General features: G+C 61.3%; 21 protein-coding genes. 8 read left to right on the top strand and 13 right to left on the bottom strand.

The genetic code is table 11. From position 1 onward, the window contains the following. Window positions 1–92: 92 nt before the first annotated feature. Window positions 93–992 carry a DMT family transporter gene (locus tag IC231_RS02175; RefSeq protein WP_211538813.1) on the bottom strand — a complete coding sequence of 300 codons (900 nt, stop codon included), beginning with the start codon at window positions 990–992 and terminating at the stop codon, window positions 93–95. A gap of 128 nt (window positions 993–1,120) precedes the next feature. Here IC231_RS02175 and IC231_RS02180 point away from each other — a divergent pair, with 128 nt between their 5' ends. Further along, window positions 1,121–1,636 (top strand): regulatory protein RecX, encoded by a 516-nt coding sequence (locus tag IC231_RS02180; RefSeq protein ID WP_211538814.1) that lies wholly within the window; start codon window positions 1,121–1,123, stop codon window positions 1,634–1,636. A 125-nt stretch (window positions 1,637–1,761) separates the two neighbouring features. Here IC231_RS02180 and IC231_RS02185 read toward each other — a convergent pair whose 3' ends face one another. Further along, complete coding sequence (locus tag IC231_RS02185) at window positions 1,762–2,397, bottom strand: DUF4230 domain-containing protein (RefSeq protein WP_190782972.1); 636 nt, start codon at window positions 2,395–2,397, stop codon at window positions 1,762–1,764. Between the two features lie 118 nt (window positions 2,398–2,515). On the opposite strand from IC231_RS02185, the gene IC231_RS02190 reads away from it, so the two are divergent. Then, complete coding sequence (locus IC231_RS02190) at window positions 2,516–3,718, top strand: hypothetical protein (RefSeq protein ID WP_190782973.1); 1,203 nt, start codon at window positions 2,516–2,518, stop codon at window positions 3,716–3,718. A 102-nt stretch (window positions 3,719–3,820) separates the two neighbouring features. On the opposite strand, the gene IC231_RS02195 is transcribed toward IC231_RS02190, so the two are convergent. Continuing rightward, window positions 3,821–4,750 (bottom strand): 1-aminocyclopropane-1-carboxylate deaminase/D-cysteine desulfhydrase, encoded by a 930-nt coding sequence (locus tag IC231_RS02195; protein ID WP_190782974.1) that lies wholly within the window; start codon window positions 4,748–4,750, stop codon window positions 3,821–3,823. A 73-nt stretch (window positions 4,751–4,823) separates the two neighbouring features. Further along, the gene (locus tag IC231_RS02200) at window positions 4,824–7,436 is read right to left on the bottom strand and encodes a YfhO family protein (RefSeq protein ID WP_190782975.1); all 2,613 of its coding nucleotides are present in this window, start codon (window positions 7,434–7,436) and stop codon (window positions 4,824–4,826) included. 478 nt (window positions 7,437–7,914) lie between these two features. Between IC231_RS02200 and IC231_RS02205 the strand changes: the two genes are divergently transcribed. Next, window positions 7,915–8,337: a response regulator gene (locus IC231_RS02205; protein ID WP_190782976.1), complete on the top strand. Its 423-nt coding sequence runs from the start codon at window positions 7,915–7,917 to the stop codon at window positions 8,335–8,337. Between the two features lie 21 nt (window positions 8,338–8,358). Here the strand turns inward: IC231_RS02205 and IC231_RS02210 are convergent, their stop codons facing one another. Next, window positions 8,359–9,243, bottom strand: a complete 885-nt coding sequence (locus tag IC231_RS02210) for an EamA family transporter (RefSeq protein WP_190782977.1) — start codon at window positions 9,241–9,243, stop codon at window positions 8,359–8,361. 279 nt (window positions 9,244–9,522) lie between these two features. Between IC231_RS02210 and IC231_RS02215 the strand changes: the two genes are divergently transcribed. The 3 genes from IC231_RS02215 to IC231_RS02225 all read left to right on the top strand — a co-directional run bounded on the left by IC231_RS02215 (window position 9,523) and on the right by IC231_RS02225 (window position 14,295). Then, the gene (locus tag IC231_RS02215) at window positions 9,523–12,021 is read left to right on the top strand and encodes a bifunctional UDP-N-acetylmuramoyl-tripeptide:D-alanyl-D-alanine ligase/alanine racemase (RefSeq protein WP_190782978.1); all 2,499 of its coding nucleotides are present in this window, start codon (window positions 9,523–9,525) and stop codon (window positions 12,019–12,021) included. A 193-nt stretch (window positions 12,022–12,214) separates the two neighbouring features. Beyond that, window positions 12,215–13,612, top strand: coding sequence for an alpha/beta hydrolase family protein (locus tag IC231_RS02220; protein ID WP_190782979.1), 1,398 nt, complete (start codon window positions 12,215–12,217; stop codon window positions 13,610–13,612). A gap of 62 nt (window positions 13,613–13,674) precedes the next feature. Continuing rightward, on the top strand, window positions 13,675–14,295 hold the full coding sequence (locus IC231_RS02225; protein WP_190782980.1) for an OmpA family protein: 621 nt from the start codon (window positions 13,675–13,677) through the stop codon (window positions 14,293–14,295). 135 nt (window positions 14,296–14,430) lie between these two features. Here IC231_RS02225 and IC231_RS02230 read toward each other — a convergent pair whose 3' ends face one another. Further along, window positions 14,431–15,330: a carboxypeptidase-like regulatory domain-containing protein gene (locus tag IC231_RS02230; protein ID WP_190782981.1), complete on the bottom strand. Its 900-nt coding sequence runs from the start codon at window positions 15,328–15,330 to the stop codon at window positions 14,431–14,433. Window positions 15,331–15,549: 219 nt separating this feature from the next. Between IC231_RS02230 and IC231_RS02235 the strand changes: the two genes are divergently transcribed. Further along, window positions 15,550–15,816 carry a FeoA family protein gene (locus tag IC231_RS02235; protein ID WP_190782982.1) on the top strand — a complete coding sequence of 89 codons (267 nt, stop codon included), beginning with the start codon at window positions 15,550–15,552 and terminating at the stop codon, window positions 15,814–15,816. Window positions 15,817–15,823: 7 nt separating this feature from the next. Further along, entirely contained in the window at window positions 15,824–18,013 is a 2,190-nt protein-coding gene (gene feoB, locus IC231_RS02240) for a ferrous iron transport protein B (RefSeq protein WP_190782983.1), read from the top strand. Window positions 18,014–18,030: 17 nt separating this feature from the next. On the opposite strand, the gene IC231_RS02245 is transcribed toward feoB, so the two are convergent. The 7 genes from IC231_RS02245 to IC231_RS02275 all read right to left on the bottom strand — a co-directional run bounded on the left by IC231_RS02245 (window position 18,031) and on the right by IC231_RS02275 (window position 25,302). Next, window positions 18,031–18,741 (bottom strand): SAM-dependent methyltransferase, encoded by a 711-nt coding sequence (locus tag IC231_RS02245; protein ID WP_190782984.1) that lies wholly within the window; start codon window positions 18,739–18,741, stop codon window positions 18,031–18,033. Window positions 18,742–18,791: 50 nt separating this feature from the next. Then, window positions 18,792–19,568, bottom strand: coding sequence for an alpha/beta fold hydrolase (locus IC231_RS02250; protein ID WP_190782985.1), 777 nt, complete (start codon window positions 19,566–19,568; stop codon window positions 18,792–18,794). Window positions 19,569–19,627: 59 nt separating this feature from the next. After that, window positions 19,628–21,499, bottom strand: coding sequence for an ATP-binding protein (locus IC231_RS02255; protein WP_190782986.1), 1,872 nt, complete (start codon window positions 21,497–21,499; stop codon window positions 19,628–19,630). Between the two features lie 248 nt (window positions 21,500–21,747). Then, window positions 21,748–22,347: a hypothetical protein gene (locus tag IC231_RS02260; protein WP_190782987.1), complete on the bottom strand. Its 600-nt coding sequence runs from the start codon at window positions 22,345–22,347 to the stop codon at window positions 21,748–21,750. A gap of 6 nt (window positions 22,348–22,353) precedes the next feature. Next, window positions 22,354–23,412 (bottom strand): selenide, water dikinase SelD, encoded by a 1,059-nt coding sequence (gene selD, locus IC231_RS02265; protein ID WP_190782988.1) that lies wholly within the window; start codon window positions 23,410–23,412, stop codon window positions 22,354–22,356. A 52-nt stretch (window positions 23,413–23,464) separates the two neighbouring features. Next, on the bottom strand, window positions 23,465–24,505 hold the full coding sequence (mnmH, locus tag IC231_RS02270; RefSeq protein WP_190782989.1) for a tRNA 2-selenouridine(34) synthase MnmH: 1,041 nt from the start codon (window positions 24,503–24,505) through the stop codon (window positions 23,465–23,467). 83 nt (window positions 24,506–24,588) lie between these two features. Continuing rightward, window positions 24,589–25,302: a pyridoxine 5'-phosphate synthase gene (locus tag IC231_RS02275; protein WP_190782990.1), complete on the bottom strand. Its 714-nt coding sequence runs from the start codon at window positions 25,300–25,302 to the stop codon at window positions 24,589–24,591. Window positions 25,303–25,368 lie beyond the last annotated feature (66 nt).

Below are 25,368 nucleotides of genomic sequence, written 5' to 3' on the forward strand. Positions count from 1 at the left end.
ATAAAAACAGTTGGTGCCAAGATAGAGAGAATACCCAGCCGTAAGGTTGTCTGTGCCCGGTACGGACGGTGTTTTTCGACCAAACCGGTTTGTTACGCAGCCACTTCCTCCACTACCGGCGAAGCCGGCACCGGGCGGCGCGCCTGCCGGAACGTGTAGGCCGCGTTGAGCGCCACGCCCAGCAGCACCAGCGCCATGCCAGCGTAGGAGGGCAGCCCGAACGTTTCGCCGAAAAACGTGAAGCCCAACCCCAGCGCGTACAGAATGCCCAGGTAGTCGAGGCTGCTGATACTGGCCAGCGGCCCGGCCTGGTAGGCCTTGGTTTTGTACACCTGAGAAAGCTGCGTGAAAATGCCCGTCAGCAGCAGCACGCCCCAGTCCTGCCAGCCTACCGGCGTAGTCCAGTGCATCAGACAGTACACCGCGCTGAACGGCACCACCACCAGCTGCGAAAACAGCACAATTACCATCGGATGCTCGCGCCCGCCCAGCTTGCGGATGGAGTTGTAGGAAAGCCCCGAAAACACGGCCGACGCCACGCCCATGGCCAGGTAGAGCGGCTCGATGCGCGTATCAACCCCCTTCACCAGCACCACGCCCCCAAACGAAAGCAGGAAAAATGCCCACTGCCAGGGCTGCACCTTTTCCTTCACGATGAAAATGCCCAGCACCGCCGTGAAAATGGGCGCTAGGTACTGAATGGTTACGGCCGAGGCCAGCGGCATGGTCTGGAGCGTGTAGAAATACAGCACCAGCGCCAGCGCCCCCGTTGTGCCGCGCGAAAGCAGATAAAAGCGGCTGCCTGGCTGGCCCCAGGGTTGCACCCGCGCCTGCCGCAGCGCCCCGTAGCTCAGAGCCAGCGAAAGCACCGAGCGGAAAAAGATGATTTCGAGGGGCGGCAGGTGCGGCAGCAGCTTCACGCACACGTTCAGCAGCGCGAAAAACAGCGTGCTGAGCAGCATGTAGCGGACGCCCGGCGTGAGCAGCGGCATAGCGGAAACAGGTAATGCAGCTACAACCGCCCGCAGCCTCTCCGGTTTGCACCATCCGCTGCTGGCATCGGGCAGCTAATACCAGAAAAAAACGCACTTCTGCCCCGCAATCCGCGTTATCTTGCTCTATGATGAACCGCAACCAGCAGGAGAAAAAGCAGAAAACCTACACGCCCGGCGAGGCGCTCCAGAAAATAGCCGCCTTCTGTGCCTACCAAGAGCGCAACCAGAAGGAAGTGGAAGCCAAGCTCCGCAGCTACGGCCTAGACGAAGACGAGGCCGGCGAAATCATCATCCGGCTGAGCCGCGAGAAGCTGCTGGACGAGGAGCGGTTTGCCAAGGCTTTCGTGCGCGGGCACGTGAACCAGAAGAAGTGGGGCCGCCGCCGCATCGTGCAGGACCTGAAGCAGAAAGGCATTTCGGACTACTGCATCAAGTCAGGCCTCAAGGAAATAGACGGCGACGAGTACTACCAGAACCTCGTGGATGTGCTGGAAAAGAAGGACCGCCAGGAAAAGGAGCGCAACCCGCGGGTGCGCCGCCAGAAAATCCAGCTCTTCCTCACGGCCAAAGGCTACGAATCCGACCTCATCAAAATGGCTCTCGACGACCTGGGCAAAGCCCCTGAAGATGACGAAGACTAGCGAAGTCGGTTTGCTGCTCTCCCAAACGTCATGCAGAGCGGAGCCGAAGCATCTCGCTAGTGTAGTAAATGATTCTACCACATTAGCGAGATGCTTCGGCTCCGCTCTGCATGACGTTCTGTTTTCTATTGCTTCGCCGGCCGCAACGGGTTCTGCATCTGTTTGGTGAGTACCACGCGGCGGCCGGTCATGGTTTCGAGCATGGGCTTGAGGATTTGCTGGGCGTTTTGCTCGGTCTGGGCCAGAATGCCCGACTGCAGCGCGGCGCGGCGTACGTTGGCTTCGGCGTATTTGTAGCCGGCATCTACCAGCTCCGCATCCTGAAAAAAGCCGTTCTCGACGCTGTACACGCGGCTCTGGCTGTGGTCTACCTGCCAGGTGCACAGCTCGGCGGGCGGCAGCGCCACGCGCACCACCGAGTCGCCTTCGAACACCACGTCCTGCTCCCGCACCTTGCGCAAATCGAGGCAGCCAATGGCGTTGCCGGCCACAATGAGGGCCACTTTGGCGTCGGGCAGGAAGCGGTAGGTGCTTTTCTTGTACTCCACCACATCCTTGAACTGGTAGCGCACCAGCTCCAGCTTGCCCAGGCTTTCCACCTTCTGCAGCACCGTGTTGTGCGTCACGGTTACGCGCGGCGTGGGGTTGAGCGGGTTGTCGAAATCGGCGAGGGCCGGGCGGACTTTCGTCCAGAGAAACCAGCCCAGGCCTACCAAAAACAGCAGCGGCAGCAGGCGGCGAAGCAACAGAGAAGCGGACATGCGGGGAGAGAAGTGAGAGCAGAACCCGAACGTATACGCGAAGCCCGCAAGTTCTGCCGAAGCGCAACGCTGCGACCGGAAGCCGGGTCTGGCACCGTGGACGTAGCTTTACGGCGCCATGACTACCTCCGCAGCCCCTTCCGCCAACCCGACTACCGTTCCGGCGCCAGCAGTGGGGGCGGGGCGGGGCTGGCTGCACCGCTGGCACGGCTGGCTGCTGGCTGGCCTGTGGCTGCTGGTGCAGGTGTGGTGCTGGCGGCTCTACCAGGGCCCGCGCTTCAGCGGCGACAGTAAGCAATACCTCGAGTACGCTACCCGGCTGGCCGAAACCGGCACGTTTAAGGGCGGGCATTACCTGCGCTACGTGGGTTATCCGCTGTTTATGAGCGTGTTTCTGAAGCTGCGGCTGGGCTGGTGGGGCATCGGGCTGGCGCAGGTAGCCTTGTCGGGGCTGGCGGCGCGGGCGCTGTACGGCACAGCACGGCGCCTGGGTGGCGGGCACTGGCTCACGGCGGCGCTGGCGGCGCTATTGTTCATCGGCTGGACGGATGTGCAGCGCGCCAACCCCTTTCTGCTCACGGAGTCGTTGTTTACCAGCCTGCTTGTGTTTTCGCTGTGGGCAGTGGCGCGGCTGCGTACCTGGCGCGGGGTGCTGCTGGCGATATTGTTGCTGCTGGCTACGGCCACAGTTCGGCCCAACGGCTTTGTGGCCTTCGGGGCTGGCGGGCTGGCGGCGTTGGCGTGGCTGCGGGCGCACGGGCAGCGGAAGTGGCTGCGTGTCGGGCTGCTGGCGGGCTTGGTGCTGCTGCCGGTGGCGTGGGTGGTGCTCAACGAGCTGCTGCGCACCTTCACGCTCATCGAAACCTACGAGCAGGGCCTCATCATCTTCGGCTATCCGCAGGCCAACTTACACCCAACGGCGCCCCTACACCTGCCCGCCCCGGCCGCTCCGCCGCTGTGGCGGCTGCTGTCGTTTATCGGGCAAAATCCACGGTGGTTTGCGCAGCTGGCAGCCCTCAAGCTCACATATTTCATGGGCTTTCCGAAGCCGTATTACTCTGCCTTGCACTGCCTGCTGCTGGCCGCCACACTGCCGCCCATCTACTGGCTGGCCCTGCGCGGACTGGCCCGCCGCGCCGTAGCTCGGCCCGCCCGCGTGTATGCCGCCGCCGTCATTCTGCTGCAGGCCGTTGTCGTGATGATGACGGTGGAAGACTGGGATATCCGGTTTTCGGCGCCGGTTTTGTCGCACTGGTTTTTGCTGGCGGCCCTGGGTGCCCAGCCCTGGCTACGCCGATTAGAGCGTAGATTTCAGTGGTAAAAATGTTTACCCTTTTGGCATCATGAGTGCCGCGAAGGATATTCTTCCATCATCACAATTTTCTCTTGTTCCGCTCAGGCGTGACAGGGTTCTTCGCGGCACTCAGGAGGACGGAATGCCCTCCGGCCACCACGCGCTACGGTGCCCAAACCGCTGCCGGAACCCGGCCCAGCCCTGCAGGCCGCCGGTGTGCACCACCACCACCGTAGAGCCCGCCGCGAAATAATCCTGCCGCACTAAGTCCAGTACCCCAAACAGCAGCTTGCCGGTGTAAATAGGGTCCAGCAGCACGCCGTGTCGGGCCTGAAATTCCTGAATGAAGTACAGCAGCTCAAGCGAGAAGTGGGCATAGCCGCCCAGGTGGTAGTCCGTGCGCAGGTCGTAGTTGGGGAAGGTGCGGTCGGTAGCAGCCTGCGTCAGCGCGTTGATACTAGGGCGCAGAAAGCTGCCGTTTTTCAGGGCTGCCACGCCCACCGCCCGCTGCTGCGGGGCCAGCCCCGTGAGCAGGCCGGCCAGCGTGCCGCCCGTGCCACAGGCTACGCACAAGTAGTCGAAGTCGATTTCCGTGGCCAGCTCCATGACCAGCTCGGCGCAGCCGGGCAGGGCCAGGGCATTGGAGCCGCCTTCAGGAATGACGTAGGCCGGGCCGGTTTCGCGCAGCAGCTCCGCCAGAAACGTCGGCTCCTGCTTGCGGCGGTAAGTTTCCCGGTCGAGGTAGCGGAGAGCCATACCGTCGGCTGCGGCCCGCGCCAGGGTAGGGTTAAGCGGCTGCGTTTCTTCGCCCCGGATGATGCCGATGGTACGGAGTCCGGTGAGGCGGCCGGCGGCGGCGACGGCCGCAATGTGGTTGGAAAACGCCCCGCCGAACGTCAGCAGCGTATCGTGCCCCAGCCGCCGGGCTTCGGCGAGGTTGTATTTCAGCTTGCGCCACTTGTTGCCCGGCAGCTCGGGGTGGGCCAGGTCGTCGCGCAGTAGCAGCAGCCGGATGTGGCGGCGGGCTGCTTCGGGCTCATGTAACGGTTCGAGAATCATGGAAAGCAGCAAATCAGCCCACGAAAAAGCCCTGCCGAACCGGCAGGGCTTTTCGCATGAAGGAGAATAATGGCTACACGAAAGCTGGCTCAGCGGGCTCCGTTGGCTGCCGCACCGTGTACACCAGCAGCCCCAGCAGCACCAGAATCAGCAGCACCGACGAAATCATTGAAACCGTGTTGCCGATGGCGTATTCCGTGGGCTCAAACCGGAACTCGATGGTGTGCGTGCCGGCTGGCAGCGGCATGGCGCGCAGCACGTAATTGACCCGCAGGTGCGGCACCAGCTTGCCGTCGAGGTAGGCGTTCCAGCCATCGGCGTAGTAGATTTCCGAGAACACCACGAAGGCGTCGGCGGTGGCCGTAGCGCGGTATTTCAGCGCGTCAGGCGAGTAATCCGTGAGGGAAATGGTGGAGCCGGGTGCCGGGTAGCTGGTCTTGGCCAGCGGAAACTTGGCCACGTCCACCACGGCCGTCGTCGCCGCGTTCAGTCCGGTCAGGGCCTGGATTTCCTGGTCGGGCGTCTGCACTTTCTGCACCTCGTTCACGAACCACGCATTGCCCAGCGCGCCGGGGTTGCGCTGCACCTGCTCCGGCTGACCGGGCTGGCCTTGCTGCTGGGGCGCTTGCGCGGGCACTATCACATAACGGGTATTCAGCATGTTGAGCACCTGCGTGTTGTTCAGCGAAATCTGCCGGTCAATCAGGTCCTGGTAGCGCCGCAGCTTGGCCCCGTGGTAGCCTCCGATGCTCTTGTGGAAGTACGACGTATTGGCCTCGTTGAACGGATTGGCGGCGTTCAGCACCCGGTAGCTCAGGTCTTTGTCCTGCAGAATCTGCTGATCGGCGGCCGAGGGCACGAACTGCTGGGCCACGGTTTCGCGCTGGAAATTGGCGTCGTTGAGGTAGCGCTTGTCCACGCTCCACAGGTCCACCAGCGTCAGTACGCCTACCAGCGCCGCCGCCATGCCCGCCGACAGCTTGCGTTGCAGGTAGAACCACAGCGCCCCGGCTGCCAGCACAATGAACACAATGGAGCGGAACACGTCGCCGCGCAGCATGGCGGCGCGGTCCTGGCGCAGCGCGTCCAGCGGGAAGCCCTGCTGCTGCAGTTGCGCATCAATCGGCGAGGCAAAATCAGCGCCCAGCCCCATCAGGAAAGCCAGCAGGCACACGCCCACCGTAATGCCCAGCGCCAGCAGCAGCTTGCGCTTCAGCTCGGCGGTTTCGGGCGCGTCGGTGGTGGTTTTGGCACTGAGGGCGGCCAGGCTGGGGTGGGTGCTGGCTCCGGCAGCGGTAGTAGCCACGGCACGGCTACGCAGCACGCGGGCCAGCGCCAGAATGGCCAGCAGCGGCATAGCCAGCTGCGCAATCACCAGGGCCATACTCACCGAGCGGAACTTGTTGTAGCCCGGGAAATAGTCGAACATCAGGTAGTTGAAGCTCTCGAAGTTCTTGCCCCAGGCCAGCACGATAGACAGAATGGTGCCCACCAGCAGCCACGTGCGCAGCCGTCGGTCGGCCACGAAAAGCCCCAGCACGAACAGGAAGCACACGATGGCGCCCACGTACACCGGCCCGCTCGTAATCGGCTGGTCGCCCCAGTAGGTGGGCATGTGGGCCAGGTAGTCGGAAAGCTGCACCGGCGGCAGGCCCATGCCGGCCAGCGCCTTACCCGTTTCGGAGTCGTCAGATAGCTTGCTCTGCGAGGCGCCGCCGTAGAAGTTCGGAATCAGCAGCGTGATGCTCTCACCTACGCCGTAGCTCCACCCGAAGGCGTAGTCCCGGTCGAGACCCGAGCCGCCTGCGCCATCGTCGCCGGCGGGAGCGGCCGCGGGCTGGCCGGGGGCAGTCGGGGGTGGGGTTTTCAGCTCCGACTTGCCCCGGATGCTGTACTTGCCATATTCAATCGTGGTATAGAGGCGGCCGAAGCTCACGCCCACGGCCAGCAGCGCGGCCACGGCCAGCAGCGCCGTGCGGGTCAGGAAGTCGGGCAGGCGGTTTTCGCGCACGGCTCCAATCAGCTCCACAATGCCGAACACCAGCACCAGCAGCAGCAGATAGTAGGTAATCTGCAGGTGGTTGGCCCGCACGTTCATGGCCAAGCCCACGGCAAACAGGCCCGTCCCCAGCCACTTATTGCGCCGGAACGCTACTATCAGACCCGCCAGCACCACCGGCGCGTAGGCCAGGGCCAGACTCTTGGTGTTGTGGCCGGCGGCCAGAATCACGAGGTTGTAGCTGGTGAAGCCCAGCGCAATGGCACCCACGCCACTCACCACCGGCGAAAGGCCCAGCGCCACGAACAGCACGTAGCCGCACACCAGCGCCAGAAACAGGTTGGCTACTACCGCCGGCAGCCCCAGCGTGAATATTTTCTGCAGATAAATGCTCAGGTCGCCGGTAAAGTGGGTACTGATGAGGTACGTAGGCATTCCCGAAAACATGGAGTTGGTCCACAGCGCCTCCTTGCCGGTGGCCTCCCGATACAGCTGCGCCTCATGCGCCCCGCCGTTGAACTGCACGATGTCGTGCTGGCTCAGGGTTTTGCCATCGAACATGATGGGGGAGAAGTAGAGCACGGCCAAGGCCAGAAATACCAGCACAGCCAGCAGGTGGGGCAGCACCCGCCGCCATAGCGGCACGGTAACGGGCGCCACGGCCGGCGCAGAAAAAACGGTCGTCATTCAGCAGGAGTATAGATCCAAAAACTGCCCGAAGTTAACAACGAAACCGCACCGCCGCCGCACTTCCTGCCCGTAGCCCGTAGGTCCGGAAACCGTTGCCGCCTTTTACAGTTGAGAATCAGAACAACGGCTGGTACAGCAGACTGTGGGCTGGCCCCCCGGCCCGCCGGTAGAACGTGCTTGCGTTTACGCAGCTTTGCTGCAAGGCCGCAGCGGCCAGCTACGGGTTGTCAGCCTCACGGACACCGCCGACCAGAAGCGGCAGCAAAACCTGTCTGGTATGTTTCAGTGTTTCCATACGTCCGTAGATGGCTCGGGTGCGGGCCGGTGCCTGGTGAAAAAAATGGTGGCAAATGTCGGCGGCCATAGCAGCGCCGAAAGCCAGGAAAAGGCCGGCTGCACTTTCTTCGTGTGTTTCCTCTGCCAGACCCACTTCGTTTGTTTCTCGTTTTCGGGTAGTTGATTTACCCCGGCTGTTATGCAAAAGCTTCCCTGTCTGTTGCTGGTTGATGACGATCAGGCAACCAACTTTCTCAACCGCCGGCTGCTGGAAAAGCTGCAGGTAGCAGAGCAGCTCCTGATAGCCCTCAATGGCCAGGAAGCGCTGGACGTGCTGGTCGCAAACTGCCAGGAAAACACACCTCAGTGCCCCGTACTGCTTTTTCTGGATGTCAAGATGCCCGTCATGAACGGCTTCGATTTCCTGGAAGCCTACCAGCGGCTCCCGCTGCTGCACAAGGATTCGGTCATTATTGTGATGCTCACTACTTCGCTGCACCCGCAGGATATGCACCGGCTGGAGCAGTTCCCGATTGCCGGCCTGCTTAGCAAGCCGCTCACCAGAGAAAAAGTGAATCAAGTGCTCAAAACCCACTTTCAGCGCGAGTTGCCGGTTTATTAGACTCCCGAATGCACAACGGCTTCAGGAGCGTGAGCGGAAATTGTACAGTACCACCGACCCCAGAATGACGCCGTAGGCCGCGCCCTGTACCGCCGTGGCGGCTTCCCCGAAATACAGAAACGCCAGGGCAAAGCTCACTATCGGGTTCACGTACATCAGAATTCCGACGGTGCCCGAAGGCAGTACGTTCAGCGCGTACAGGTTCAGAAACAGCGGCAGCACGGTAAATACCGAGCTCAACACGGCTGTCACGAGCAGCAGCCGGGTGTCGGCAAGGCCCGCCAGTGGCTGCGCGCCCAGCAGCGGTGCCAGCGGCAGAATAATCAGCGCGGCCAGTCCCAGCTGCACCGTCAGCAGCACCAGCCGGTCGTAGCCCTGCAGGCGGCGCTGCGTGATGAGGTAGAACGCATACGTGAAAGCTACCACCAAGCTCATGAGCAGGGTCCGTAGTTCGCCCACGCCCAGCAGCGCGCAGCTCAGCGCACTCAGCGCAATAGCCGCCCACTGGTTGGGCCGCAGCTTTTCGCGCAGCAGCAAAAAGCCCAGCAGCGCCGTCAGAATCGGGCAGATCAGGTAGGCAAACGAGCCGGCCTGCACGCTCACCTGGTTAACCACATAAATAAAGAGCAGCCAGTTCGAGGTCAGCAGCACCCCGCCCAGCACCGTGCTGATGGCCACGCCCCGCCGCTCCGCCGCCGGTGCCGCCTGCCACTGCCGCCACGTAGCCCGTACCGTTTCGCGCCGTCCCAGCCCATGAATCAGCAGTAACAGCGCCAGGGACAGCAGCACCCGGAAAAACAGAATCTGCCCGCTGGCATAGCCGCCCAGCAGCCGCAGCGGAATCGGGAAGAAGCCCCAGATAAGAAAAGCCGCCAGCGCGGCCAGATGATGACGTGAAAATTTCAAAGCGGATTTTAATCAGTAAGCCGGCCGCAAAGGTACACCAACCCCCCGGTCGAACAGTGGCCGCCATCCGACCGGTTACCATCCGCGCCGCCAGTACAATGCCACTCCCCAAACCCTCGCCGCAACGGTTCCAGGGCCCGCCCCGCTCGTTCCAACCTGCGCCATATCTTTCCAAACCCTCGTCCTGCCTGTTCCCATTCAGGATTCACTCGATAAAATCCTGGCCCCACCTGTTCCATCCCCCGCCGCACCTCATCACCATAGTACCTTTGCGCCACCATGCTCGATTTCTCTGCCGATCTGCCTGCCCTCACCGGCGGCACCCTGCTGCTGGCTCCCGCCGGCCCCGCGCCCATTCAGTCGCTGCTCCTGGATAGCCGCCGCGTCGGGCAGGCTGTTGGCAGCGTTTTTTTTGCGCTGCGTGGCCCCCAGCACAACGGCCACCGCTACCTGCCCGAGCTCTACAAACAGGGCGTGCGGCTCTTTGTGGTAGATAGGGCAGAGGAAATTCCCGGTGGTCTGCTGGCCTATCCTGAGGCGGGTATTCTGCTGGTTGATGATGCATTGGCTGCCCTGCAGGCCGTGGCTGCCGCCCACCGCCGCCGCTTCCGCCTGCCCGTGCTGGGCATCACCGGCTCCAACGGCAAAACCATCGTCAAGGAATGGCTGGCCCAGCTGCTGGCCCCCGATGAGCTGCTTTGCAAAAGTCCCCGGTCCTACAACTCGCAGGTGGGGGTGCCGCTCAGCGTCTGGGAGCTGAACGCCACGCACACGCTCGGCATCTTCGAGGCCGGCATCTCGGAGCGCGGCGAAATGGCCCGCCTCGCCGCCATCATCCAGCCCACGCTTGGTCTGTTCACCAACCTCGGCACTGCCCACGATGCCGGCTTCAGCAGCCCCCAGGAGAAGGTAGAAGAGAAGATGCAGCTCTTCCTCGGCGTCGATACGCTCTTTTACTGCCTCGACCACGAGCTGATTCATGCCGCTGCCAGCCGCCATCTGCCCGAGCACTGCACCTTCACCTGGAGCCGCCAGCATCCGCACCTTGCCCATGTGGCCGTGACCGTGGCCGAAGCCTCCGCCGACCGCACCGTGGTGCGCGTGAGCATGGCCCGCCCGCTGCCCCAGGAGCACACCTTCACGCTGCCCTTCGCCGACGAGCCTTCCGTCGAAAACGCCCTCCATGCGCTGTCCGTGCTGCTTTGGCACCAGACGCCCGCCGCCGAAATCCAGCACCGCCTCGACCGGCTGCAGCCCGTGGCCATGCGCCTGGAGATGAAGCAGGCCCTCAACGACTGCTACGTCCTCGACGACACCTACAACAACGACCTCGCCGGCCTTGCGCTGGCCCTCGATGCCCTGGCGCGCCAGCCCCGCCGCGGCCGCCGAACCCTCATCCTGAGCGACGTGCTGGAGTCGGGCCTGACCGGTCCCGAGCTGTACGCCCGTGCCGCCGCCCAGCTCGCCACCCACGGCGTCGACCGCCTCATCGGTATCGGCCCCGAAATCCGGCTGCATCAGATGGCCTTCCACGATGTGGAGCTGGCCTTTCATGATACCACCGAAGACTTCCTGCGTCACTTTCGCCCCGACGATTTCCGCCAGGAAACTATCCTCGTCAAGGGCGCCCGCCGCTTCGGCTTCGAGCGGATTGTGGCTGCCTTCCAGCAGAAAATCCACGGCACGGTGCTCGAAGTCAACCTCGATGCGCTGGCCCACAACCTCAACTTCTACCGCCGCCGCCTGCAGCCCGGCACCAAGCTCATGGTGATGGTGAAGGCCTTCGCCTACGGCAGCGGCTCGGCCGAAGTCGCCAACCTGCTCCAGTTTCACCGCGCCGATTACCTCGCCGTAGCCTACACCGATGAGGGCGTGGATCTGCGCCAGCACGGTATCAGCCTGCCCGTGATGGTGATGAACCCCTCGCCCGACGCCTTCCAGAAGCTGCGCCAGTACCATCTAGAGCCCGAAATCTACTCTTTCGAGAGGCTGCACGACTACCTGCGGGCCGCTCGTGAGCAGCCATTGCCGGCTATTCACCTCAAGCTCGATACCGGCATGCGCCGCCTCGGCTTCGCTGAAGAAGACCTGCCCGAACTAACTCGGCTGCTGCGCGAAAATGCGGCCCTGCTGCGCGTAGCCAGCGCCCTCACGCACCTTGCCGGCGCCGACGAGGAGCAGCACAACGACTTCTCGCGCCGTCAGCTGGCCGCCTTCCAGCGCATGACGCCCGTGCTGGAAGAGGCCCTGGGCTACTCCATCTTAAAGCATGCCCTCAACTCGGCCGGTATCCTGCGCTTCCCGGAGGCCCATTTCGATATGGTGCGCCTGGGCATTGGCCTGTATGGCGTAGAAGCCAGCGGCCGCGAGCAGGACGCCCTGCAGCCCGTCAGTACGTTGCGCACTACTATTTCGCAGGTGAAAACCCTGCCGCCCGGCGAAACCGTAGGCTACGGCCGCCGCGGCCAGGCCACCGACTTCGAGCGGCGCATTGCTACGCTGGCCATCGGCTACGCCGACGGCTACGACCGGCGTTTCGGCAATGGCACGGGCGAGGTCGTTATCCGGGGCCAGCGCGCGCCGCTCATCGGCAACGTCTGCATGGACATGTGCATGGCCGACGTCACGCACATCACAGGCGCCCAGGCCGGCGACACGGCGGAAGTTTTCGGGCCCGGTGTACCGCTGCCCGAGCTGTCCCGCCGAATCGGGACTATTCCGTATGAACTGCTTACGAATGTGAGTGAGCGGGTAAAACGCGTGTTTGTGGCGGAGTAGCTCACGGACATACTTTCCGTCGCAAACTGGCTGATTGCTAATTAAAAGACGCCGTCTGCCTCAGATGGTAGCAATACAAAAATCAGATATAATTATCTTGCGGGGAATATGCCATTACTCGTCGTGGGCACTTGTCATAATTGGCTTGCTCACGTCTGCGCCGCCAACCCGTTTTGCTCACACCTGTTACTCTATGAAAACAACTTTACGCGCTTTCCGGCTGCGCTGCGTCTTGCTGGTACTGCTACTGGCAGCGGCGGTACCCGGCACGGCTGCTCCCGTACTCGATGGACTGTGGAAGGGCCCCATCACAATGCCCGGCGGCCAGCTGGAAGTCATCTTTCGGCTGGTAAGCCTCACCGGCGGCTCTTACTTCGCTACCCTCGATGTGCCGCTGCAGAAGGTAAGCCAGCTGGAGGTGAAAGTGGACCTGAAAGGTGATACGGTCATTTTTGCTTCCGAAGAAGCCGGCAGCAGCTTCACAGGCCGGCTGGCTCCCGATGGCAAGCAGATAGAAGGCATCTGGCGGCAGCCCGGCTTTCAGTCGCCGCTCACGCTTTCCTTTGCCGCCGCTCCCATCAACACGGCTCCGAAAGCCCGCCTCACGCCGCCCTACCGCGAAGAGGAAGTCACGTATTCCAACATTCCGGCCGACCTGCGCCTGGCTGGCATGCTCACCATTCCGGCCGGTCCTGGCCCATTTCCGGCGGTAGTGCTGGTGTCTGATGCTGGTGCTCAGGACCGCGAAGGCACCGTCGGCGACTACCGTCCGCTGGGGACGCTGGGCGACTACCTGACCCGTCGTGGGGTGGCGGTACTGCGCTTCGATGACCGGGGCGTGGGCCGCTCGACCGGGGATTTTTCCACGACAACGACTGCCTCGCTGGTAAGCGACGTGCAGGCCGGCCTCAACTACCTGCGCACCCGCCCCGAAATCAACGTCTCGCAGATTGGGGTGATTGGGCATGGCGAAGGTGGCAATGTGGCCCTGCTGTCGGCCGCTCAGCCGCTGCCGCCGGCCTTCGTCGTGACGCTGGCCGCCTACGGCGTGCCGGGCAGTGAACTGGTGGTGCAGCAGGAGCAGGCCCGGCTACGCTCCTTGGGAATCGAGGACGCTCAGATTGAGTTGTCCACGAAACGGCAGCAGAACCTGGTCGAAATAATTCGGAACACGCCCGATGCGGCCCAGTCCAAAGCTATTGTGGCCAACCTGCTTCGCCAGGGCAATACCATGGGGATTGATGAGGCAACTCTACAGGCCAGAGCCGTTGAGTTTACCTCGCCTCGCTACCGCTACTTTCTGGATTACAATCCGTTGGAGCGTCTGGCGGATGTCAAATGCCCTGTGCTGCTCCTGAATGGTACCGCCGACCTCGCAGTAGCCCCCGAAGCCAACCTGAGCGCCCTGGCCAAAGGACTACGCACCAACCGCGACGTAACCATCCGGAAACTGCCCGGCGTAAACCACCTGTTTCAGCCGCTGCCTACAGAATGGCCGCTCGTAAACGGCAAGCCCCACGGAAACTTCTCGCCGGCGGCTGAAGAAATAATACGTTCTTGGATCGTGGCGCATACTACGCCCAAGAAATAGCATCCCTTTGGTTTCCCGCTGATGAGGATATCAGCTCACTTCTCTCCCAACCAACCTTACCCATGAAAAAACACTTGCTCTCCGCTCTGGCGGCAACGGCTTTGCTGGCTTCGGCCTGCAGCGACCTGAAAAAGCCCGAGGAAAAAGACCAGCTTCAGGAAGCCACCACCGACACCGCCGTAGTGGCCCGCGACGGCGCCACCGTGGCCGATGCCGCTACCAACACAGCAAACGCTGCCGATGCTGCCTGGGACATGACCAAAGCCACTCTGGCCAACGAAACCTACGAGGAAATCGACTTGCCCGAAATTTCGGTGCGCGGCGACGACCGGTTCAGCGTGTACGGGCTGGAAGAAACAGTGCTCTTCGATACGGACAAGGCAGAAATCAAGCCTACGGCCACGCGGGCCTTGTCGGAAATAGCCGCTTCGGTGGGCCGGCGCTACGGCAAAAGCCAGGTGCGCGTAATGGGGTTTGCTGATTCGCGGGGCGACAAGTCGTACAACCGCGAACTGAGCGCCAAGCGGGCAGAAGCCGTGAAGAAATGGCTTTCGCAGAACGGCGGGATGGGCGATGCCCGGGTCAGCATTGAGCCTATGGGCGAAACCGCGCCGGTAGCTTCCAACGCTACTGCCGAAGGCCGCCAGCAAAACCGCCGCGTAGAAATTGCCGTGATTAAGTAAGGCTACGGGCTGCAGTAGCATGCACGGGTTTCGTAGCCAATGCACGGCCTGCCAAGATAACCGGACAAAAAAAGAGGCTTGCCAACCGGCAAGCCTCTTTTTTTGTCCGCGTGGTCCGTAGAACACACGTTGCTGTTAGTCTTTAATCATGTCTACTTCCGCCTTAATCATGGCGTTGTAGCGCTGGCCATTGCTGGAAAGCGTGAGCAGGCTCCAGCCTTTGCCCATCGTGTAGCTCCAGGTGCGGCTTTCCTTGAACTCGAAGGTGGGGCGCATGATCTGGCCGTAGGGCGTGTAGGTGTCCATGAAGTTGGTGGTATAGAACTTGTCGCCGCTCACAATCCATTCCATGGCTACAAAGAAGCCTTCTGTAGGCGCCTCAATGTTGTAGGAAGTGAGGTCGACAGTATACCAGGCGCCACCTTTGGGGGCAGATACAACCACGTTTTCGGTGAGCAGGTCCGTATTAGGCGAGTTGTAGTTGCCATCAGCCTTGTAGATACGCACCCGGAAAGGCTCCCGCGGGAAGCCATTTTCGCCGATATAAAACGAGGCCGAGCGGATGTTGCCAAGCTTTTTCGACTTGTCATTTTTCACGAAGAAAGCATACTGGCTGCCTGGCATCCCCTGAATCATGCCTTCGCCTGGTGTGCTTGCTTTGGAGCCCAAGGCCAGGTCTTTCACCTTACCGCCGGTTACGGTTACGTTCTTCAGCTCAATTACGCGCTTGGGAACCTCGATGATGATGTCGGTTTGGGAAACGCCGCGCTTCACTAGCACGGCCATGCGCTTGAAGCCCAGGGCAATAACGACAAGAGAATCCTGTGCATTCTTCTCGGGCGTGGCTATCTGAAAAAAGCCATACTCATTGGTCAGGGCGCCGGTTGATTCTTCCCGCAGGCTGATAGAAGCAAAGGGAATCGGCTCCTTGGTCTTCTGGTCGACGATGCGACCGGAGAGGCGGTTCTCCTGGGCCATGCCCAGGGCCGGAAACAGCAGGAGAAATGCAAAAAAGGCAAGTAAACGTTGGAGCATGGGTAGGCAGAACTAGTGTTATATGCCAAAATTAAAATGATAATGCCGATTTGTGGCAAGTATTCTTCAAATATTTATAAAGATGCAATTGCGCGAAGGAATAGTTATAGGACGGTTCTTTCCGGACCAAGGAATTGTGTGGGAGGAAGCATACTATTTTGGCCGAAACCTAAATGGGTGGTACCTTTGTTTAAAGCAAGTCTAAATAACTCAGCTGCCATGCCCACTCCCATCCTTACCCCCGAAACTGCTGCCCGCCGGAGTGTAAAAGACTTGCAGCTGGGCGAAAGTGGCACTATCTGCTGCCTGAAAGACCCGGAAATGGCGTTGAAGCTGTTGGAAATGGGCTGCATTCCGGGCACTCAGGTGCGCCTCAACAGCCGTGCTCCACTGGGCTGCCCCATTACGCTGGTAGTGGGGGAAGCCGCCGATTATACCTTGTCGCTGCGGGTGAGTGAAGCGGCTACCATTTTGCTGAAGGAGTAGCGTATCGATGAGTAGTGCCGGAATCCGAACTGCCCCGGCCGGGCAGGCTGCTTCGGTGGCCGCGCTGGAAACAGCAGCCGGCCGCCTGCCGGGGTATGGCCGCCTGACGCGTATCGCGCTGATCGGCAACCCAAATTCCGGTAAAACGTCGCTGTTCAATCAGCTGACCGGCCTCAACCAGAAAGTAGGCAACTTCCCCGGCGTAACCGTGGACCGCAAAACGGGCATAAGCCAGCTCACGCCCCAGCACCGCGCTGAAATCATTGACCTGCCCGGCACGTACTCGCTCTATCCCAAGAGTCTCGACGAAAAGGTCATTACGGACCTGCTCTACGACCGGGGCTCGGCGCAGTATCCCGACTTTGTGGTGGTGACGGCCGATGCCAGTAACCTGCGGCGCAATCTGCTGCTGTTCACGCAGCTCGCCGACCTGGGCCTGCCGGCAGTGCTGGCCCTGAACATGATGGATGTGGCCGAGCAGCACGGCATCAGCATTGATCTGGCCGAGTTGCAGCAGGAGTTGGGCGTGCCTGTCATTCCGATGAATGCCCGCAAAGGCATTGGGGTAGCAGCCCTAAAGATTGTGATGGCGCAGCAGCTGGATGCTCCCGGTGTCTCTTTCTATGAGCCGGAGCCGGAGTTGCTGCCCATGATCCGGCAGATTCGCTACTATTTCAATCTGCACAACGACTACCTGGCGCTGCATTATGCGCACCAGTTCCGCCACATCAGCTTCCTGACGCCCGATGACAAGGCGTACATAGCGGAGCTGGTGGCGAAGTATGCGTTTGAGCCCACGGCCCGGCAGGCGCAGGAAACCATAGCCCGCTACAACCACATCAACGAGCTGCTATTGAACGTGGTGTCGGTTACGCGCACGGAAAAGGCCGAGCCGTATAGCAACCGCATCGACAAGGTGCTGACGCACCGCGTGTGGGGCTACCTGATTTTTATGGCGGTGCTGTTTCTGCTGTTTCAGGCAGTATTCGCTTGGGCCAGCTACCCCATGGAGCTCATCGATCAGGGCGTCGCGTGGATCAACAGCCTAATCCAGACCAATTTCGACGGCCCGCTGATCAGTCTGCTGACCGAAGGCATTCTGGCCGGTTTGGGCGGCGTGCTGATTTTCATTCCGCAGATAGCGCTGCTCTTCGCGTTCATAGCAGTGCTGGAAGAAACTGGCTACATGGCCCGCGTCACATTCATGATGGACCGCATCATGCGCAAGTTCGGGCTGAACGGCAAAAGCGTGGTGCCACTTATTTCCGGTATGGCCTGCGCTGTACCGGCCATCATGAGCGCGCGCACCATCGAAAACCGCAAAGACCGGCTCATTACCATCTTCGTGACGCCCCTGATGAGCTGCTCGGCGCGCATCCCGGTGTATACCGTGCTCATTGGACTGGTCGTGCCCGACCAGCCGGTGCTGGGTATCTTCAACCTGCGCGGTGTGGCCCTAATGGGGCTGTACTTGCTGGGATTCGTGTCGGCGGTCGGCTCGGCGTGGGCCATGAAGCTGCTGATGCGCACGACGGAGCGCAGCTACTTCATTATGGAGTTTCCGGTGTACCGCTGGCCGCGCTGGAAAAATGTGGGCTTGACCATCGTGGAGAAGGTGAAGGCCTTTGTATTTCAGGCCGGCAAGGTCATCATGGCTATTTCGGTGATATTATGGGTGCTGGCTTCGTATGGGCCGGGCCAGGCTATGGAGCAGGCCGAAACCAGGGCCCGGAACACAGCCATCAGCCAAGCCCTGACGCCCGCAGAAACCGAAAGCCGCGTAGCTTCTCAGAAGCTGGAAAGCTCTTACGCCGGCCGCTTCGGCCACCTCATCGAACCCGCCATCCGGCCTCTGGGCTTCGACTGGAAAATCGGGATTTCGCTGCTCACCTCGTTTGCGGCGCGAGAAGTGTTTGTGGGCACCATGAGCACTATTTACAGTGTGGGCCAGGATGCCAACGAACTGACCGTGCAACAGAAGCTGGCTGCTGAAAAAGACGAAAACGGGCAACCGTTCTTTACGCCTGCCCGCTCCGCTTCGCTACTGGTGTTTTATGTGTTTGCCATGCAATGCATGAGCACGCTGGCCGCCACGTACCGCGAAACCAAAGGATGGCGCTGGCCCATTCTGCAGTTGGTATACATGACAGGATTAGCCTATTTGGCGTCGCTGCTCGTTTATCAGGTATTGAAATAGTGCCGCGTTAGCGCGAGCTACTTGCCAATCAGGAACACGGCTGGCTGCTTATGCAGCTCCGGCAACCCTTTTTTCTTCCAGCCGGCCACCGTATCGGTGCGCACGTATTCGTCGGGCCCCGTGAGGCTGGCGGCCACGCAGAGCCGTGTGCTGCCGCTGAGCTGCGCCAGCAGATCGGCCAGTAGCTGCATGTTGCGGTAGGGAGTCTCGATGAACAGCTGGGTCTGGTGCTGGGCCAGCGCCAGCCGTTCCAGCTGCTTGATGGCCGCTGCCCGCCGGGCGCGCTCTATCGGCAGATACCCATGAAACGTGAAGCTCTGCCCATTCATGCCAGACGCCATAAGTGCCAGCAGCAACGACGATGGTCCTACCAGCGGCACCACTCTGACGCTCGCCTGATGGGCCGCCCGCGCCAGTTCGGCCCCTGGGTCGGCGATGCCGGGGCAGCCGGCTTCCGAAATAACGCCCGCATCCTGGCCCGCCAGCAGCGGCTGCAGCGCCGCCTGAATCTGGGCTTCGGTGCTATCCTTATCAATTACGCTGATGCGCAGGGCTTCTATGCTATGGCTGGGCGCTACGCTTTTGATAAAGCGCCGGGCCGTGCGGGCATTTTCTACCAGAAAGTAAGACAGCGCCGCCACTCGCTCCGCTACCTGCGGCGGTAGCACCTGCGCTGCCGTGTCGTCGGCCAGAATAGTGGGAATAAGGTAAAGCGTGCCGGTTTTCAAGACGAATCAGTTGTTAAGGTAAACGCAGTCTGAACACGTAGAAATAGAGTTCAACTTTTCGAAAAGGCATCCACCAGCCCAAATACTTCGTCGGGTTTTTCGGCGTGTACCCAATGGCCGGCATCCACGATGGTTTCTACCTGCGAATTGGGAAACAGCGCCGGAATGCCGTACAGCTTGTCCTCGGTGTTGATATAGTCCGATTTGCCGCCGCGTATGAACAGCGCCGGTTTCTGGAAAGGTTGCGGCGCGCTTATTTCGGCACCCACGGCCATTATGTTGTCGGTAAGCACCGTCAGGTTCTGCCGCCACGCAAACGAGTTGTCTTCCTTGCGGTACAGGTTTTTGAGCAGAAACTGCCGCACGCCGGGCTGCGGAATGTGCTGCGCCAAGGCATCATCGGCCTGCTGGCGGCTTTCAAGCTGGGCGAGTGGCACGGCGTTCAGGCCGGCCAGAATATTGTCCTGGTGCTCCATGGAGGAAGCACGGGGCGCAATATCAACGACAATGAGCCGCGCCAGCCGGTCGGGGTGGTGCAGGGCGAAGTGCATGGCCACTTTACCCCCCATGCTGTGCCCGAGCAGGGTTGTTTCGGGGCCCAGCTGCAGGCTGTCGAAGAGAGCCAATACATCCTGGCTCATTAGCTCATAGCTGTGCTCGGAGGTATGAAAGGAGCGGCCATGGTTGCGCAGGTCGGCACTGATAACGCGGTGGCCGGCCTCGGCCCAACGCTTAGCCAGCGTCTGCCAGTTGTCGAGAGTGCCAAACAGGCCGTGTAGTATAACCAGCGGTGTGCCCTGGCCTTGTTCGCGGTGATGAAGTTGCATAGCAGAGGCAAATAGAGCGAGCAAAGGTCGGGAGTAGCAGGCAAACCCGCATCAACCAGCTACACTACCGGCTGGGCCGGTAGCTGCACCCATACGGTGGTGCCTTCACCTAATACGCTGTGCAGCGACAAAGTACCGTGCAGCCGCTCTACAAACGCCCGGCACAGCGGCAGGCCCAGGCCGGTGCCGGAGCGGGTGGTGCGGCTGATGGCGGGCACAAGCGGCTGTGGCGCGCCCTGCTGCAGCAGCGCTTCTACCTGCTCGGCCGCCATGCCCCGTCCCGAATCGGCTACGGAGAGCAGGATGCTGTTGCCGTCAGGAGCGGAGTGGGCGGTAAGGGCAATCTGGCCGCCTCCGGGCGTAAATTTGAAGGCATTGCCCACAAGGTTGCGCAGAATGGTGCGCGTCATGTTGCGGTCGGCCCATACCCGCAGGTCGAGGTCGGGCAGGTGAGGGGTGCTTAGCCGGATCTGCTTGGCTTCAGCCGTCGTGCGGTACAGCTCCTCAATCTCAGCAAACAGCTCGTTGACGGGCAACGACTCCGGCTGGCTCACCAATTCCCCGTTCTGGCTGACGGCCCAGCTCAGCAGGTTGTCAAGTAGCCCGTTGAGGCTTTGGGCAGATTGGCGCACCAGGGCCGGCAGGCGGCGCAGGCCCTTTTCGTCGCCCTGGCGCAGGTAGAATTCAATGAGCTCTGTGACACCTACGAACGAGGTAACAGGCCCGCGCAGATCATGGGCCACAATGGCATACAGCCGGTCTTTGGAGGCCGCCACTTCACGCAGCTCGTGCGTGGCCTGGTGCAGGGCCACGTTTTTGGTAGCCAGCGCCGAGCGGCTGCGCCGAAGCTGCCAGTAGAGCAGGCCTATGCCGCCCAGGCCCAAAACCAGCGTGCCGACCACCGCCCATAATTCGCGGTTCCGGAGCTGCTGCAGCTCGCCGCGCTGGGTAAGCAGCCGGATCTGGTGTTCTTTTTCCTTCGTATCGTAGCGCGCTTGCAGGGCCGTGAGGGTTTGCAGGCGGGAGCGGCTGTTGAGCGAGTCGTTCAGGTCGCGGAAGCGGCTTTGCCAGTTGAAAGCCTGTTCGTACTGGCGGCGGCTTACCTGGATTTCGGCCATCAGATTGTAGCCATCCAGTACCCGCTCCTGATAGTTGGTCTGGCGGGCAAGCTGCAGGGCACGCAACGTCAGCGTTTCCGCTTCGTCGAGCTGGTCTTTCAGCAGCAGCACAACAGCAAGCAGCTCCAGGTGGCCGGCTTCAATACGGTAGTTTTTCAGCGGCTCTACCAGCGTAATAGCCTCGCGCAGCAGCCCTTCGGCGGTATCCAGCTGGTCCTGCTGGTAGTAGAAGGTGCCCAAATGGGCCAGATAGAGCGATTCGCCGGCTTTGTCGCCGCTGGAACGGGCCAGCCGGAGCGCCCGGCGCGTGTAGAGCAGCGCCTGCGGAAAGTTGCGCAGATGCGAGTAGAGGTTGCCCAGGTTGCCGAATAGCATGAGCTGCGTGCGCACTTTTACCCCCTTAGCGTAGGCCAGCGCCAATCCCCGCGTGTAGTTGTGCAGCGCGTTGATGGTGTCGTTGCGCTCGTGGTGAACCCCGCCAATTCCGGTATAGGCCCGCACGATGCCGTCGTTGTCGCGGAGCTGGCGGGCCAGCGTGAGGGCCTGCTGCTGTAGCTGCAGCGCATGGGGGCCATCGGACACGTTAGCGTAGCAGCTGCTAAGATTCAGGAGACTGCGCAGCAGGCCGGGTTGGTCGTGCAGCGCGGTAGCCAGATCCACGGCCTGCTTGCCGTAGCGAATCGCCTGGGCAGGCTCGGTGTCGTGGAGTTCGTAGCACAAAGCCGCCAACAGCCGCACCCGGCCTGTGTCACGAGGCTGGGTTGCCAGGTTGCGGATGAGCTTGGTGGCAGCAGAACCGGATACCTGCGACATGGCCCGCGCGGAAAAGCCCGCACACGTGCCACACAGAAGAAATACCCAGAACAACAGGTGCCGCATCAAGCAGAAATACAAAAAGACAATATGTAAATGTAGTGACTTTGTCGGTATTAGTAATCATGTCAGGAATTGGGCGACACCTGAAAGCTTATCTACATTGCTACTACGGTGTGCTTTAAGCGCGTATCTCAGTTGTGAATCATGGAGCAGCAACCGGTTTTAAATCTGCGTATTGGTGATTTCTATATTCGTATTATACAAAAAATATGTTGATGGGTCTGTAGATTGGCATTACGCAGAAACTCGGCCAAAGGCCCCAGTTTCAGCAGCAGCGAGGTGATGGTAAGCGTCTGGCCGCTGTGCAGGTGCAACTGCACGTACTCGTAGTTGCTCCAGAACAGCCGCCGCGACGTGCACCGGACGTACTCTACCCGCGCCAGGTCGGCGCGACCAAACGGAATGCGCTGCCCGGCTTCATATACTTCCAGCAGGTTTTGCTTCGGCTCAAACACTACCTCGGTGGTGTGGTTGCGCAGGTAGTAGTGCAGGTGAAGTGCCAGGGCCGGTGCCGCAAACCCCAGTATCAGCGCCGAAAATGCCAGCAGCAGCACCAACTCATATGTGGCGATGGCGCCCGCAAACAGGAAAGAAGCCAGGAAGGGCAGCCCGATGCTCAGGCACAGCAGCGGCCAGAACAGCAGCACCATCTGCCGCTGAAAAGTGAGCGTGTAGCTGCGGCGCTTCCCCCGGAAAATGCCGGTAATCAGGCGTACGCCCAATAGCAATGCCAGTACTACCGCGCCAAACTCCAGTAAGGGCCGTAGCAGTGCGAGTGTCTTCACTGGCCGCTAGCGCACCTGAATCCAGGCCTCTTCGGGCTGGTGGGCCCGCAATACACCGAAGGGTTCCAGCGCCAGCCCATACTGCCCAAACACCGCCTGTACATCGGCCCGGCCGGCCGGGTCCACGCAAACCAGCAGCCCGCCCGACGTTTGCGGATCGCAAAGCCAGGCGCGCTGCTCGTCGGTGAGGGTCCCGATTTTGTGGCCGTAGGAGTCCCAGTTGCGCACGGTGCCACCCGGAATAGATTTTTGCGCGTAATACTCGGCCGCCTCAGCTATCAGCGGCACTTTACCGAATTCGATTTCAGCCGTCAGGTTGCTGCCTTCGCACACTTCCGAGAGGTGGCCCAGGAGCCCGAAACCCGTTACGTCGGTCATGGCGCGCACGGCTGCCAGCCGGCTCAGATCCTGCCCGATTTTGTTGAGTTGCATCATGCTGCGAGGCGCAATCTGTTCGTGCTCGGGGCGCAGAATACCGCGTTTCTGCGCTGTTGTCAGCATACCCACGCCCAGCGGTTTGGTCAGGTACAGCTCGCAGCCAGTGGTGGCCGTGTCGTTCTGCTTCAGGTTCCTGATGTCGAGCAGGCCGGTAACCGCCAATCCGAAAATCGGCTCCGGAGAGTCGATGCTGTGGCCGCCGGCCAGCGGAATGCCGGCTTCCTGGCAGATGCTGCGGCTGCCTTCAATTACGCGGCGCGCCACTTCGGGGGCCAGCTTATCGATGGGCCAGCCCAGCACGGCAATGGCCATGACGGGCCGCCCGCCCATAGCGTACACGTCACTGATGGCATTGGCCGAGGCAATGCGCCCGAAGTCGTAGGCATCGTCTACGATGGGCATGAAGAAGTCAGTGGTACTGATGATGGCCTGCCCGCCGCCAATATCGTAGACGGCTGCGTCGTCGCGGGAGGAGTTGCCGACGAGCAGCTGCGCATCGTGGGGCTGCGGAATGCTGGTGTGCAGAATCTGGTCGAGGACCTTGGGCGCGATTTTGCAGCCGCAGCCGGCGCCGTGGCTGTATTGCGTAAGGCGAATCTGGTCGGTGGAAATTTCGGAGGAAGCCATAGAAAAAGGAGCAAAGAAGGCGGCGCAAGGCGCTGCACCGGCAGGGTGTACGTTAGTTGGTAAGCGGAAGGGCGGAAGGCACCCTATTCCGGACGGCGTGCAGCACCAACTCCGCATTTGCGGCCGCGTCGCAGGTGCCGGAAGGCACCCGGATGGCAGAACGGCTGGTGAGGCCGTGGCCGTAGGTTTTGTCGTAGTAATCGAGCACTAGGCTGACCATTTTCTCCATATCGTCTTCCGCAATAGCCGACAAGGCCTCTTTGGTAGCCAGGCCCCCCAGCCGCTTCCGGATACGCAGAATAGAGGTAGCCAGCGCACCGGCATCCTGGCGGCCATATTCGTCGGCGAGTTTGCGCACGCGCACTTCACGCGGAATTTCCAGCAACACGAGCGGGGCTTGTTGCATGTGCCCGAAGAGAGGAGTTGGCACGTGTACGCTGCCAATCGTGCGGCTTTCGTCTTCTACCCACACCGCCGCATCCGTCGGAAGCCGGGCCAGCTGCCACGCAAGGTCATTTTCGAACTGCTCCTGCGTGGGCTGGCGGGGCTGCCCGATGCTGCCGAATGCCGAGCCTTTGTGGCTGGCCAGTCCTTCGAGGTCGAGGACGGGTTGCTGCTGCTGGGCCAGCTCGTGCAATACATCCGTCTTGCCGGAGCCCGTGAGGCCGCCCAACACCAGCAGCGCGCGTGGCCTGGCAAACTCCGCCAGCGCGAAATGACGGTAGTCCTTATAGCCTTTGTCGAGCAGCTGCACCTCGAAGCCGGCCAGCTCCAGCAGCCACTGCACGGCCCCGCTGCGCATACCGCCGCGCCAGCAATGCAGCCGCACCCGCTTGCCCGGAACCAGCTTCTGGGCCTGCTGCACCATGCGGCTCATCTTCGGCCCAAAGAAATCCAGCCCCAGCAGCACGGCTTTATCCTGGCTTACCTGCTTGTAGGTAGTGCCAATCCGGGCGCGCTCCTCATCCGAAAACAACGGAAAGCTGATAGCCCCGGGAATATGCCCCTGCGCATACTCCGAGGGCGCACGGGCATCCAGAACGGGGGCATCGGCGGAAAACTGCAGAAATTCCTGAATGGGGAGACGGGGCATGTTTTTCGGTTAAGAAGCATCAGCAAGTAAGAATGAGGAAGAGGCATTTCTCTTCTTAAGCCTTCTTAATTGCTGATTCGTTACTACGCCAGCTGCCGCCGGTAGAGTTGAATCGTGTTTTCCAGGCCCAGGTACAACGCGTCGCACACGAGGGCGTGCCCGATGCTGACTTCTTCAAGGCCCGGCAGATTCTGCTTGAGATAGGCCAAGTTATCGAGGTCGAGGTCGTGGCCGGCGTTGAGGCCCAGGCCGAGCTGCTGAGCCAGGACAGCGGCTGCGCGGTAAGGAGCCAGCGCGGCGGCCGGGTCGGTGGGGTAGAGGCGGGCGTAGTCCTCGGTGTAGAGCTCAATCCGGTCGGTGCCGGTTGCTACGGCCGCTTTCACCATTTCCGGGTTGGGGTCGAGAAAAATACTGACCCGGCAGCCCAGCGCTTTGAGTTCCTGCACCACCCCAATCAGGAAAATCTGGTGCTGCAGCGTGTCCCAGCCGGCATTGGAGGTAATGGCGTCGGGCGCATCGGGCACCAGCGTTACTTGCTCGGGGCGTACTTCGCGCACCAGATCCAGAAAGTCCGGGGTCGGGTTGCCCTCCACGTTCAGCTCGGTCGTGACTACTGCTTTCAGGTCGCGCACGTCCTGGTAGCGGATGTGGCGCTCATCGGGCCGCGGGTGCACGGTAATGCCCTGCGCACCAAACCGCTCACAGTCACGGGCGGCCTGCAACAGGTCGGGCCGGTTGTGGCCGCGGGCGTTCCGCAGGGTAGCTATTTTATTTATGTTTACGCTAAGCTTGGTCATGCGTAGAAAGGGTTTGCGGAGTAGTTTGTAGCCAAAGATACGTACCCAAACTACCGGCCTGCCTAT

It is taken from the genome of Hymenobacter duratus, assembly GCF_014698995.1.
Lineage (GTDB): Bacteria > Bacteroidota > Bacteroidia > Cytophagales > Hymenobacteraceae > Hymenobacter > Hymenobacter duratus.